Annotated in this window: 12 protein-coding genes; 9 read left to right on the top strand and 3 right to left on the bottom strand. The window is 64.9% G+C overall.

Going from position 1 to position 13,071, the window contains the following annotated elements:
* Positions 1–105 precede the first annotated feature (105 nt).
* The gene (locus ACVI1L_RS41160) at positions 106–1,083 is read left to right on the top strand and encodes a tripartite tricarboxylate transporter substrate binding protein (RefSeq protein ID WP_225644449.1); all 978 of its coding nucleotides are present in this window, start codon (positions 106–108) and stop codon (positions 1,081–1,083) included.
* A gap of 97 nt (positions 1,084–1,180) precedes the next feature.
* On the opposite strand, the gene ACVI1L_RS41155 is transcribed toward ACVI1L_RS41160, so the two are convergent.
* The gene (locus ACVI1L_RS41155) at positions 1,181–2,026 is read right to left on the bottom strand and encodes a uroporphyrinogen-III synthase (protein WP_057016735.1); all 846 of its coding nucleotides are present in this window, start codon (positions 2,024–2,026) and stop codon (positions 1,181–1,183) included.
* Between the two features lie 135 nt (positions 2,027–2,161).
* On the opposite strand from ACVI1L_RS41155, the gene purU reads away from it, so the two are divergent.
* A complete protein-coding gene (gene purU, locus ACVI1L_RS41150; protein ID WP_456785414.1) occupies positions 2,162–3,025 on the top strand; it encodes a formyltetrahydrofolate deformylase in 864 nt (287 codons plus the stop codon).
* Between the two features lie 57 nt (positions 3,026–3,082).
* Here purU and ACVI1L_RS41145 read toward each other — a convergent pair whose 3' ends face one another.
* A complete protein-coding gene (locus ACVI1L_RS41145; RefSeq protein ID WP_375166674.1) occupies positions 3,083–3,283 on the bottom strand; it encodes a hypothetical protein in 201 nt (66 codons plus the stop codon).
* 456 nt (positions 3,284–3,739) lie between these two features.
* Here ACVI1L_RS41145 and ACVI1L_RS41140 point away from each other — a divergent pair, with 456 nt between their 5' ends.
* The 6 genes from ACVI1L_RS41140 (at position 3,740) to ACVI1L_RS41115 (ending at position 9,648) form a co-directional block, all read left to right on the top strand.
* Positions 3,740–4,921, top strand: a complete 1,182-nt coding sequence (locus tag ACVI1L_RS41140; protein ID WP_141343202.1) for an ABC transporter substrate-binding protein — start codon at positions 3,740–3,742, stop codon at positions 4,919–4,921.
* A 210-nt stretch (positions 4,922–5,131) separates the two neighbouring features.
* Entirely contained in the window at positions 5,132–6,001 is an 870-nt protein-coding gene (locus ACVI1L_RS41135) for a branched-chain amino acid ABC transporter permease (protein WP_456785413.1), read from the top strand.
* A gap of 7 nt (positions 6,002–6,008) precedes the next feature.
* On the top strand, positions 6,009–7,040 hold the full coding sequence (locus ACVI1L_RS41130; protein ID WP_456785412.1) for a branched-chain amino acid ABC transporter permease: 1,032 nt from the start codon (positions 6,009–6,011) through the stop codon (positions 7,038–7,040).
* Complete coding sequence (locus tag ACVI1L_RS41125; protein WP_456785411.1) at positions 7,037–7,789, top strand: ABC transporter ATP-binding protein; 753 nt, start codon at positions 7,037–7,039, stop codon at positions 7,787–7,789. Before ACVI1L_RS41130 ends, ACVI1L_RS41125 begins: the two co-directional genes overlap by 4 nt.
* On the top strand, positions 7,782–8,498 hold the full coding sequence (locus ACVI1L_RS41120; protein WP_310880057.1) for an ABC transporter ATP-binding protein: 717 nt from the start codon (positions 7,782–7,784) through the stop codon (positions 8,496–8,498). Before ACVI1L_RS41125 ends, ACVI1L_RS41120 begins: the two co-directional genes overlap by 8 nt.
* 31 nt (positions 8,499–8,529) lie before the next feature.
* A complete protein-coding gene (locus tag ACVI1L_RS41115) occupies positions 8,530–9,648 on the top strand; it encodes a cobalamin-independent methionine synthase II family protein (protein WP_456785410.1) in 1,119 nt (372 codons plus the stop codon).
* A 129-nt stretch (positions 9,649–9,777) separates the two neighbouring features.
* Here ACVI1L_RS41115 and ACVI1L_RS41110 read toward each other — a convergent pair whose 3' ends face one another.
* Positions 9,778–11,511 (bottom strand): caspase family protein, encoded by a 1,734-nt coding sequence (locus ACVI1L_RS41110; RefSeq protein WP_456785409.1) that lies wholly within the window; start codon positions 11,509–11,511, stop codon positions 9,778–9,780.
* Between the two features lie 197 nt (positions 11,512–11,708).
* Here ACVI1L_RS41110 and ACVI1L_RS41105 point away from each other — a divergent pair, with 197 nt between their 5' ends.
* Positions 11,709–13,064 carry a hypothetical protein gene (locus ACVI1L_RS41105; RefSeq protein WP_016843649.1) on the top strand — a complete coding sequence of 452 codons (1,356 nt, stop codon included), beginning with the start codon at positions 11,709–11,711 and terminating at the stop codon, positions 13,062–13,064.
* The last annotated feature ends 7 nt before the right edge of the window (positions 13,065–13,071 follow it).

The following is a 13,071-nucleotide window of genomic DNA, read 5'->3' as shown; positions in this document are numbered from 1 at the left end:
CCCGCCCTCCGACTGAGAATATCTGTCGGCTTGGCGACGCTGCGCGGCTAGGATGCGCGTGCCCGAGCGTGCCGCAAGAGCCGCCAGTGCGTCGGAGGAGATATCATGAAGGTTCTACGCCGCCAGTTCCTGCAACTTGCAGCCGCTACGGCTGCGCTTCCGCTCACATTTGGAAAAGCGATTGCCGAGGCCTATCCGACGCGGCCGGTTCGCCTCGTGATCGGCTATACCCCCGGCGGTTCGGCGGACCTGACGGCGCGCCTGATGGGGCAGTGGCTGTCGGAAAAGCTCGGGCAATCCTTCATTGTCGAGAACCGGCCGGGCGGCGGGACCAACATCGCCACCGAGCAGGCGCTGCGCGCGGCACCCGACGGCTACACGCTGCTGCTGGTCGCGCCGGCCAATGCGATCAACGCGACGCTCTACCAGAAGCTGCCGTTCGACTTCATGCGCGAGATGGAGCCGATCGCGGGCATCATTCGCTTTCCCAACGTCGTGGTGGTGCACCCCTCGCTGCCGATCAAGTCGATTCCCGAATTGATCGCCTATGCAAAGGCCAATCCCGGCAAGCTCAACATGGCGTCCTCAGGCAACGGTTCGACGATCCACATGTCGGGTGAACTGTTCAAGATGCTGACCGGCATCAACATGCAGCACGTGCCCTACCGGGGCGGAGCGCCGGCGCTCACCGATATGCTGTCCGGCGTGATGCAGGTGATGTTCGACAATCTTCCGACCTGCGCCGAGCACGTCAAATCCGGCAAGCTGCGCGGACTTGCGGTCACCAGCACGACCCGTTCGGACGTGCTTCCGGACCTGCCGCCGGTCGCCGACTTCCTGCCGGGCTACGAGGCCAGCGCCTGGTACGGCCTCGCGGCGCCGAAGAACACGCCGCCTGAAATCGTCGACAGGCTCAACAAGGCCGTCAATGAAATCCTCGCCGATCCCAAGGCCAAGGCGCGGTTTACCGAGATCGGCGCGATCATGCTGCCGGGCTCGGCTGCCGACTTCGGCAAACTAGTGGCCGACGAGACCGAGAAGTGGGGCAAGGTGGTCAAGTTCGCCGGTGCCAAAGTGGACTAAAGCGCGATGAGATTCGGTCGAATCGTCATCGCACTTTAACTTGTTGTTTAAGCATGGTCTTCCCGGAAAACCGCTTCCCACTTCTCCGGATCATGCTTTAGCTTCGCGCCGTCGCGCGCGGTGGATTTTTTGAAAGCGCCGCCGCCATCGCCGATATCAGCGGCCGCATGAAGAAGGCGTCTTCGGCCGGGTAGATGTCGGTGCGCAGGCCGTGGGATTTGAGCTCGTCCGATACCGCCGGTCCGACGGAAGCGATCGGTGTACGCTCGAACCCCTGGCGTAACCTGTCCTCGCAACCGCGCGCCCGTGCCACCTCGATGAGCCGACGGACCTGGCCGAGATTGGTCAGCGCGATCGCGTCGATGCGGCCCTGCGCCATCTCCTCGATCGCGGTGACGATGTTGGCGTCGGCGGCCTGCGCATCATAGACATAGGGCAGCACCGTATCGACCTCGGCGCCCTGTGCCTTGATCGCGCCGATCAGGGTGGCGTGATCCTTGTCCGGATAGAGCTGCAGGCCGAGCCGATGGCCGGCGAGGTCGAGCTTCGACAGCATCTCCGCGACGCCTTCCGACGTCGGCTTCTCGGTCGTCATTTGCGGCTCCAGGCCGATCTCGCGCAGCGCCCGGCCGGGCTTGGGGCCGCGGGCGAATTTGCGCGCCTTGGCGAGGCCATCGACGAACTCCCGCTCGACGCCGATCTGGCGCACGACCTTCATCAGCCGGCGCAGGCCTTCGCCGGTCATCAGCACGAGGTCGTCGAGCGGCCGTTCGATGGCGCGGCGAATCCAGGCCTCGATCGGCGCCGCATCAGGCGCATCGTGGATGGTGAACATCGGGCATTGCAGCACGTCGGCCCCCTGCTCGGCGAGCAGGCGGGAGAACTGCGCCTCCTCGCGCGTCTCGAGGATCAGGATGCGGTAGCCGTTCAGCCGTTCAGCCATGATGGTCCCTAACAAACATTGTCGTCATTTGTTCGATTTGACCCCCGCGCCGGGATTGGCGCAAGGCCGCCTGCGGTGTAGACGAGGGCCGAAAATGACCGTTCCACCAATCTGCTCAAGCTTTGGTCAATTGGCATGCCCGACCATCAATTCGTTTTGACCCTGTCCTGTCCGGATCGTCCGGGGATCGTCTCGGCGGTCTCGACGTTTCTTGCCCATAACGGCCAGAACATCCTGGACGCCCAGCAGTTCGATGACGTCGAAACCGGCAAGTTCTTCATGCGCGTGGTGTTCACCGCGGCCGACCTCGCGGTCGAGCTCGCGGCGCTGCAGACCGGCTTTGCCGCGATCGCCGAACGGTTCGGCATGGAATGGCAGATGCGCGATCGCGCCAGCCGACGCCGGGTGATGCTATTGGTGTCGAAGTCCGATCACTGCCTGGTCGACATCCTCTACCGCTGGCGTACCGGCGAGCTCGAAATGATCCCGACCGCTGTTGTCTCCAACCATCCGCGCGAGACCTACGGCTCGCTCGATTTCGGCGAGATCCCGTTCCATCATCTGCCGGTGACGAAAGAGACCAAGCGGCAGCAGGAAGACGCGGTGTGGCAGCTGGCCCAGGACACTAAGACCGATCTCGTGGTGCTGGCCCGCTACATGCAGATCCTGTCGGACGAGATGTCGGCGCGGCTGTCGGGCCGCTGCATTAACATCCATCATTCCTTCCTGCCGGGCTTCAAGGGCGCCAGGCCCTACCACCAGGCCCATGAGCGCGGCGTCAAGCTGATCGGCGCCACGGCGCATTACGTCACCAGCGATCTCGACGAGGGGCCGATCATCGACCAGGACGTCGAGCGTATCAGCCATCGCGACACGCCTGAGGATCTTGTGCGCAAGGGGCGCGACATCGAGCGCCGGGTTCTGGCGCGCGCGATCCGTTACCATCTCGCCGATCGCGTCATCCTCAACGGACGCAAGACCGTGGTGTTCGTCGACTGATCCGCGCTTCGCTCGCCCGTACAAGGCGATGCGGGCTTTGCCGGCCGACCGTGCGGCTCAGCGTGCCGCGTCCTGCGGTGCCGTTGCCGGCTTGGCGTCGTCGCCGCGCTGGGCCGCAGGCATCAGCCGCTTGCGTTCCCGATCCTGCATGAACTTGTCGTATTCGGGGGTGCCCGGCCGCGGCGGCGCATCCGCCGGCAGGCCGCCGGCCCAGGATGGAATGGTATCGGCCATGCCGGCCGAGAGCTTCTGGTTCATGGAGCTGCATCCCCCGAGCGCGCCGGCCGCGAGCGCGAGGGCGGTCAGGACAGCGATGGGACGCGAGACGATTGGCATGGGAAGCAGGATACAGCCCTGGTCTTTATGGATGATGATCTCGGGCGCGACCGTTCGGCTGCAATTGTGCTTGTTTGTTGACATTGTCGCTGCGTTTGTACGGTCGTACAAATGAATCGAGCCGGCGGCGGCCTTGAATGCGCGAGACCGGCTCTCGCGGAGGCATTGAGTCTTGTGGAGCGATGTTGGTATCCTGATACTTGTCTCTGCAGCCAATCCCGATCGCGTCGCGCGCGGCACGCGTCCATCGTCCGATTGACAGAGGGCACGGGGAGACGCCTTGTCGCGTTGCGGCTTGGCCGTGCATGCTTGAGTTAAAACAAGGCAAGAGCCGGGACCAAGGCTCGATGCAGAACAGCGGAAGGGGGAGGGACGTCGATGTTCAATCGTCGCAAAATGTTGCTGTGGGGCGCCGCTTCGGCCGTGCTTCCCGGGTTGTGTGCCAGCGTGCCGGCGTGGGCGGACGACGCCGTCAAGATCGGGCTGATCCTGCCGATGACCGGCGGTCAGGCGTCGACCGGCAAGCAGATCGATAACGCCATCAAGCTCTACATGCAGCAGAAGGGCGACACCGTCGCCGGCAAGAAGATCGAGATCATCCTGAAGGACGACGCCGCGGTGCCGGACAACACCAAGCGGCTTGCGCAGGAACTGATCGTCAACGACAAGGTCAATTTCATCGCTGGCTTCGGCGTGACGCCCGCGGCGCTCGCCGCGGCGCCGCTGGCGACGCAGGCCAAGATCCCGGAAGTCGTGATGGCGGCCGGCACCTCGATCATCACCGAGCGTTCGCCCTATATCGTGCGTACCAGCTTCACGCTGGCGCAGTCCTCCACCATCATCGGCGACTGGGCGGTGAAGAACGGCATCAAGAAGGTCGCGACGCTGACCTCCGACTACGCGCCCGGCAACGATGCGCTGACCTTCTTCAAGCAGCACTTCACCGCAGGCGGCGGCGAGATCGTCGAAGAGGTCAAGGTCCCGCTCGCCAATCCGGACTTCGCGCCGTTCCTGCAGCGCATGAAGGATTCCAAGCCCGACGCGATGTTCGTATTCGTGCCGGCCGGGCAGGGCGGCAACTTCATGAAGCAATATGCCGAGCGCGGGCTTGACAAGAGCGGCATCAGGGTGATCGGACCGGGCGACGTCATGGATGACGATCTGCTCAACAACATGGGCGATGCCGCGCTCGGCGCGGTGACGGCGCATCTCTATTCGGCGGCGCATCCGTCCGCGATGAACAAGGAGTTCGTCGCCGCCTACAAGAAGGCGTTCGGCAACCGCCCGGGCTTCATGGCGGTCAGCGGCTATGACGGCATCCATCTGATCTACGAGGCGCTGAAGAAGACCAATGGTGCGACCGACGGCGACAAGCTGATCGAGGCGATGAAGGGCATGAAGTGGGAGAGCCCGCGCGGCCCGATCTCGATCGATCCGGAAACCCGCGACATCGTGCAGAACATCTATATCCGCAAGGTCGAGAAGGTCGACGGCGAGCTCTACAATGTCGAGTTCGCGACCTTCGAGGCCGTCAAGGATTCCGGCAAGACCAAGAAATAGCATCGTCATCGGCGGCGTGCGCTCCGGCCCTCACCACGTCATGCCCGGCCAAAAGCGCGAAGAGCGTCTTCGCGCAGGTGTGCCGGGCATCCACGTCTTTTCTTCCCGGCGAGTAGAAAGACGGGGATGGCCGGGACAGGCCCGGCCATGACGATGACCTTGACGTTCGAGCTGTTGTTCTTGTTGCGTCCTCACGGCTAAGCTGACTCCATGGCCTCTATCCTCACCAACCTGTTCGACGGCGTCGCCTACGGCATGCTGCTGTTCGTGCTTGCCTGCGGGCTTGCGGTGACGCTCGGGCTGATGAATTTCGTCAACCTCGCGCATGGCGCCTTCGCGATGGCCGGCGGCTATATCTGCGCCGTGCTGGTGAATAATTCCGGTTGGCCGTTCTTCGCAGGCCTGCCGCTCGCCTTTGTCGGCAGCGCCGTGATCGGCGTCGCGCTGGAGCGCACGCTGTACCGCCATCTCTATAGCCGCAGCCATCTCGATCAGGTGCTGTTCTCGATCGGTCTGGTGTTCATGTCGGTGGCGGCGGTCGACTACATCATGGGATCGTCGCGGGTCTTCATCAAGCTGCCGGCGGCGCTGGAAGGCCAGATCGACCTGTTCGGCGTCGGCATCGGCCGTTACCGGCTGATGATCGTGGTGATCTGCGGCCTGCTCACGCTGGCGCTGCAACTGATCCTCGCCAAGACCCGGTTCGGCAGCCGGCTGCGCGCCGCGGTCGACGATCCGCGCGCTGCGATCGGGCTCGGCATCAACGTGCCGCAGGTGTTCGCCTTCACCTTTGCCTTCGGCTGCGGCCTGGCCGGTCTCGGCGGTGCGCTGAGTGCGGAGATCCTCGGGCTCGATCCGTATTTCCCGCTGAAGTTCATGATCTACTTCCTGATCGTTGTCACCGTCGGCGGCTCTTCCTCGATCACCGGACCGTTCCTGGCATCGCTGCTGCTCGGCATCGCCGATGTCGCCGGCAAGTATTACGTGCCGAAGCTCGGTCCGTTCGTGATCTACACTGTCATGATCGTGATCCTGCTCTGGCGTCCGAACGGCCTGTTCGGCCGTACCGCGGCGCGGTGAGGCTGATATGACCGCGCTGTCCGACGTCTCCACCCACGCGATGGCCAGCGCGCGCTGGCGGATCAGCGAGGTCGTGTTCTGGGCGCTGGCGCTCGCCTGCGCCTTCCTGTTCCCGTCGCGCTATTTGATCATGACCGACATCGTGCGGCTCGGTTTGTTCGCGCTGTCGCTCGACCTGATCCTCGGCTACGCCGGCATCGTGTCGCTCGGCCACGCGGCCTTTTTCGGCGTCGGCGCCTATTCCGCCGGCTTGCTGGCGCTGCACGGCATCATCAACGAGCCTGTCATAGCGCTGGTCGCCGCCGGTCTGGTCGCGGCGGTGCTCGGCTTCCTGACCAGCTTCCTGGTCATCCGCGGCGTCGACCTGACGCGGTTGATGGTGACGCTCGGCATCGCGTTGCTGCTGGAAGCGCTTGCCGAGCGCTTCTCCAACATCACCGGCGGCACCGATGGGCTGCAGGGCATCGAGATGCAGCCGATCCTTGGTCTGTTCACCTTCGACATGTTCGGCAAGACCGGGTTCTTCTACTCGCTGATCGTGCTGTTCATCCTGTTCCTGCTCGCGCGACGCGTGGTGCATTCGCCGTTCGGCCTGTCGCTGCGCGCGATCCGGAACAATCCGCTGCGCGCGGCCGCGATCGGCGTGCCGGTCAACCGTCGCCTGATCGCGGTCTATACGCTCGCGGCCTTCTATGCCGGGATCGCCGGCGCGCTGTTCACCCAGACCACGGCGCTCGCCTCGCTCGACGTGTTTTCCTTCGAGCGCTCCGCCGACCTGATGCTTGTGCTCGTGATCGGCGGCACCGGCTATCTCTATGGCGGCCTGATCGGCGCCGTCGTGTTCAAGATGCTGCAGGAGCTGTTTCAGAGCATCACCCCGCAATACTGGCTGTTCTGGATCGGCCTCGTGCTGGTCGTGATCGTGCTGGTCGGCCGCGCGCGCATCCATCGCTGGGTGCTGTTCGTGCCCAACCTGATCATCCGCCAGTTCGCCGGCCGCAAGGCCGCCGTTGCCGTGCCGGAGAACGACGCGTCATGACGATCGCGCTGGAAACACGTGGCCTCGAAAAATCCTTCGGCGCCCTTCGCGTCACCCGCGATCTTTCGCTGAAGGTGATGCAGGGCGCGCGCCACGCGCTGATCGGGCCGAACGGCGCGGGCAAGACCACCGTCATCAATCAGCTGACCGGCGTGCTAACGCCGAACAGCGGGCGCATCCTGCTCGAAGGCAGCGACATCACCGGCCTTTCCGTCCACAAGCGGGTGCTGCGCGGGCTGTCGCGCACGTTCCAGATCAACCAGCTCTATCCCGACCTGACCCCGCTCGAAACCATCGGGCTTGCGGTCTCCGAACGGATGGGGCGCGGCGGCGACTGGTGGCGACGGATGGGAACGCGGAGCGACGTCAATGCCGAGATCGCCGAGATCCTGTCGCGCTTCGATCTGCTCGACGTGATGACGGAGCCCACCTCGACCTTGCCCTATGGCAAGCAGCGCCTGCTCGAGATCGCGGTCGCGATCGCCGCCAAGCCGCGGGTGCTGCTGCTCGACGAGCCCGCAGCCGGCGTGCCCGAGAGCGAGCGCCACGATATCCTGGCGGCGGTGGCGGCACTGCCGCGCGACGTCACGGTGCTGCTGATCGAGCACGACATGGACCTCGTGTTTTCCTTCGCCGACCGCATCTCGGTGCTGGTCAATGGCGGCCTGCTCACCGAGGGCGCCCCCGATGAGGTTGCGCGCGATCCGCAGGTGAGGGCGGTCTATCTCGGCGAGGCCGCCGATGCCTGAGCTTCTTTCCATCCAGGGCCTGCGTGCCGGATACGGCGAGGCGGTGGTGCTGCCCGACATGTCGCTGGCGCTTGCCGAGGGCCAGGTGCTCGCGCTGCTCGGCCGCAACGGTACCGGCAAGACCACGCTGATCAATTCGATCGTCGGCATCGTCAGGCGCTTCGGCGGCAGCGTCGCGCTCGCAGGCCGCGACATCACGGCGATGCGGCCCGACCAGCGCGCCCGCGCCGGGATCGGCTGGGTGCCGCAGGAGCGCAACATCTTCCGCTCGCTGACGGTGGAAGAGAACATGACCGCGGTGGCGCAGCCCGGGCCGTGGACGGTCGAGCGGGTATACGAGATGTTTCCGCGGCTGCAGGAGCGGCGGCGCAATTTCGGCAACCAGCTGTCCGGCGGCGAGCAGCAGATGCTGGCGATCGGCCGCGCGCTGACCCTGAATCCGAAAGTGCTGCTGCTCGACGAGCCGACCGAAGGCCTCGCGCCGATCATCGTTGAGGAATTGTTAAAGGCGATCGGAACCATCACGCGCTCGGGTGGCATCTGCTCGATCATCGTCGAGCAGAACGCGCAAAAGATTCTGGGGCTGGCCGACCGCGTTGTGATATTGGAACGCGGCACGATCGTGCACGATGCCGCAAGCAGCGCGCTGAAAGCCGATCCCTCCGTCCTCGAGCGCCACCTCGGCGTCTCCGGGGCCAAGGCACATTAGAAGGCACATTAGAAACGTCCGGGAGTTGACCATGCAGCGAACCAAGCCTCCGTTCCGCGCCGACGAGGTCGGCAGCTTGTTGCGGCCGCCGAAGATCAAGGAGGCCCGCGCCAGATTGGAGAAGGGCGAGATCTCGGACGACGAACTGCGCAAGGTCGAGGACATGGAGATCGAGAAGGTCGTGCACAAGCAGGCCTCGGTCGGCCTGAAGCTTGCGACCGACGGCGAGTTCCGCCGCTCCTGGTGGCACTTCGATTTCCTCAGCCATCTGACCGGTTGCGAGCTGTTCCATCCCGACATGGGTATCCAGTTCGCCGGCGTGCAGACCCGGCACGACGCCATCAGGGTGATCGGCAAGCTGGATTTCTCCGATCATCACCCGATGCTCGATCACTTCAGGTTCCTGAAGAAGTACGCCGACCAGGCGCACGTCACGCCGAAGATGACGATCCCCTCGCCGGCGGTGCTGCATTTCCGCGGCGGCCGCAAGCTGATCTCGAAGGAGGTCTATCCGGACCTCGAGGAATTCTATCAGGACCTCGGCAAGACCTATCGCAAGGCGGTGAAGGCGTTCTACGACGCCGGTTGCCGCTATTTGCAATTCGACGACACGGTGTGGGCCTATCTGTGCTCGCAGGAGGAATTGCAGAAGTCGCGCGACCGCGGCGACAATCCCGATGGCCTGCAGGAGATCTACGCCCGGGTCATCAACTACGCGATCGCCGACCGTCCGTCCGACATGGTGATCACGACCCATGTCTGCCGCGGCAATTTCCGCTCGACCTGGATATCCTCCGGCGGCTACGAGCCGGTCGCCGAGACTCTGCTCACCGGCACCAATTACGACGGCTACTTCCTCGAATATGATTCCGACCGCGCCGGCGGCTTCGAGCCGCTGCGCTTCCTGCCCAAGGGCAACAAGGTCGTCGTGGTCGGTGTCATCACCTCGAAGTTCGGCGAGCTCGAGAAGAAAGACGACATCAAGCGGCGGCTGGAGGAGGCATCCAAATTTGCCCCGATCGAGCAGCTCGCGGTGTCGCCGCAATGCGGCTTCGCCTCGACCGAGGAAGGCAACATCCTTTCCGAGGAAGAGCAGTGGGCCAAGCTGCGGCTCGCGGTCGAGGTCGCGAACGAGGTGTGGGGGAAGTGACGCGCTAGCGTCATTCCGGGATGGTGCGCGAGCACCAGACCCGGAATCTCGAGATTCCCCGGGGCGTAATCGCACCCCCGAGGTTCGACGCTGCGCGTCGCCCCGGAGTGACGCTGTCCCGTCGCACCGTCACTGCTCCGCCAGATAGACCTCGCCGAGCAGCGAGGAGTTCGACCACGGCACCTGCTTGCCCTTGGTCGCGGCGACGACCTCGGCGCGGACCCGGGTCAGCATCTGCTGCACCTCGAGGCCGGGCGTGCCGACATGGCGCGACAGCGCCGCCGAGAACGGGCTGTTGGCGCCTTCGCCGTCGAGCGCGACCTGGCCCGGCGCGGTCGCAAACGCGATCAGCATGCCGGCGCCGAGCGTCGAGCCCGATCCGAGCGAGGCGGGCGCGGCAAGGCCGGAGCCCGCTTCGATGCCGCGGCCTGGACCTTCGGAGGCCAGCTGCGGTGCCATCGGATTGTTGCGGCAGGCATCGAGGATCAGGATGTTGGTGCGGATCTGGTCGTCGAGCCCGGCCATGATCGTGTCCATGTCGACCATCGCGTCGGTCATGCGCGCGCCCGCCCTGAACTCGATGTCGACCGGCACGAGATAGTTGCGGCCGTCGACCTGCACGCCGTGACCGGCATAGTAGACCACGGCGATCTGCGACCGCGCCGCCTCGCGCAGGAAATCGTTGATCGTCTTCCGCATCGTGTCGCGATCGAGATCGTGTCCCTCGGAGACGGTGAAGCCGATGTCGCGCAGGCTCCTGGCGATGGCGCGCGCATCGTTGGCCGGATTGGGCAGCGCCTTGACATGCGCATAGGCGCCGTTGCCGATCACCAGCGCGAGGCGTCGGCCGGTTGCTGCCGCCGGGGCCGCCGCGGCGGGCGGCGCCGGTGCCGGTGTCTTGACGGAAGCGGCCGGTGGCGCGGCCGGGCTGCTCTCGGCGGCCGGCGCTGCCGCGGTCTTGCGCGGTGCCGCGTCGGTCTCCTTGAGCAGCGCGAGCCGAACTTTCGCGGTGGCCTGGTTGGCCTTGCTGCCGGCATCGGATGCCACGCCTTCGAGCACCGAGGCGTAATCTTCCTTGGCATGCGCAGCATCACCCTTCGCTTCATAGCTGAGGCCGCGCTGGGTATAGGCCGAGATCAGCACGCTGCCGGGCGGCGTCATGATGTTGACGGGCGCCTTGGCTTTGGCGAGCCGGATCGCTTCCGTCGTGTCCGCAATCGCGCGCTCGATCTCGCCCTTGGCGCGCCAGATCACGGCGCGGCTGATCAGCGGCTGCGGCAGCGACGGGTCGATCCTGACCGCCTCGTTGATGTCGGCGAGCGCGCCGTCGAGATCGCCGAGCGCCCGCTTCGAGGCGCCGCGGTTCTGATAGGAGAAGGCCGACTTCGGACCGGCCTTGATCGCGGCGTCATAGTCGGCGATCGCCTTGGCATAGTCGCCCTTGCTGCGATAGGCGTTGCCGCGGTTGTGAAAGATGATGCCGCTCGGCCGCCCCAGGCGCAGCGCATCGTTGAAGTCGGCGATCGCGATGTTGTACTCGCCTTTGTCGAAATAGGCCGAGCCGCGCAAATTGTAGACGGCGGTGCTGGGCTTGAGGCGCAGCGCCTCGGTGGCGTCGGATATCACCTGGGCGTAGTTGCCCTTCTTGTTCCAACCGACCGCGCGCCAGAAATAGATGGTCGCGAGCTTCTCGCCGGAAAACACCTTCAGCGCGATGATCTTGGTGCAGGCGTCGATCATCTGGTCGGCCGGCGTGGTCTCGGTCGTGCAGAGCGGGCCGAGCTGGGAGCGCGCCTGGGCGAAACAGGGCGCCGACCAGAGCAAAGCGGCAAGGAGGGTGGGGATCAGGAGCAGGCGGCGCATCGGTCATCCGGGGTAAGGCCGTCATGGCGATCGACGACGGCAGGGCGGTCCAAGAGACCGGTCCAGGGGGCGGTCCATGACTGTTTGGTGATCGGGCAGTAGAGGGGGTTCAACTGGTGGGAAAATGGTGATAAGACGCTGCCAGTCATCATTTCTGCCCACTCTCGTCCCACTCGCCGCTGCCCACCCAAGGCGCCATGAAGAACGACGAAATCCTCAGCCAGATCACGGATTTCTGCCGCCGCTCCGACATGGCGGAGACGACGTTCGGCCGCCGTGCCGTCAATGACGGCAAGCTGGTGTACCGGCTGCGGGAGGGCAAGCGCATCACGATCGATACGCTCGACCGTATCAACGCCTTCATCGCGACTTCGACGCCGGGCGGCGTGGCGCCGCCGCGGGGCCTCGTGGTGCCGCCGGAAAAGCGCGATCCGCGGGGCAATTTCCGGTTTTTCGAGAACCGCCAGCGCTATTTGCTGTTCGTCCACACCTGCAGCGAGAAGCGGGTGATCGCCGACCGGGTTGCGCTGGAATTGGCCGCCATCCATCCGCGGCCGCCGGCGCTGCGGGTGTTCGATGCCGGAATGGGCGACGGCACGGTGCTGGCCCGGGTCCTGCGCGCCATGCATGGCCGCTTCCCACATATGCCGTTCTATGTCGCCGGCAAGGAACTGAGCCTGGAGGACGTCCGCCTCACCCTCGACAAGGTCCCCGACCGCCTGTTCGAGCATCCGGCCAGCGTCTTCGTGTTCACCAACATGTATTACGCCGAGGCGCCGTGGCTGACGCCCAAGAACTCCGCGGCGGCCGCCAGCATGATCTGGCACGAGGTAGCTCTGCGGGGAGCGTCGTCGGGTGAGTTCGAGGCCCAGATCGCCGAACTCGGTCCGTTTCTGGAGCAGAACTGGCGCGCCAATCTCAGCCCCGGCAATGCGATGCCGATCTATGAGCGGCCGGTGGCGCTGGTCCTGTACCGGGACGATCACCGGTTCCTGCTCGATTCCATCATTCCGCGGGCCGGCCGCACCGAAGCCAATTTCGATCTTGTGATCGCCTCGCAACCTTACCGTGCCAAATCCTCGGTGAACTTCCGCGCCAAGCGGATTATCGCGCCGCTGGCCCGCGCGCTGCGCGGCGGCGGGCGGCTGATAGGAATCCACTCCCACGGCGGCGATCCCGGGCTTGAAATGATTCAAGCGGTCTGGCCCGGAGAAAATCCTTTCGCCGTCAGCCGCCATGAGATACTGCGCGCGGTGAAATACGAGTTGGGCTCCGCCGGCCGCGAGCTGAACTTCAACGCCTACGCCGATAACCGTTCGATCTTCCGATATGATATGGAAGCGCTGCCCAATGAGGTGACCGGCTCGATCGGAACCTCGACGGCCTTTGCTGCGTGGAATGCGGCGGTGTATGTCGCGCAGATCGAAGATGAGCGGTTGACCGAAACGACCGAAAACGGACGAGCTCTCGAGGCCACACGCGAAGTTCTCCGCAAACACAACGGACTGTGGTTCTACGACGAATCCTACGTCATCTCGCGGCGACGAGACTGACATGCCG

This window comes from Bradyrhizobium sp. USDA 4516, assembly GCF_054055915.1.
This window is presented reverse-complemented; position numbering and strand designations above follow the sequence as displayed.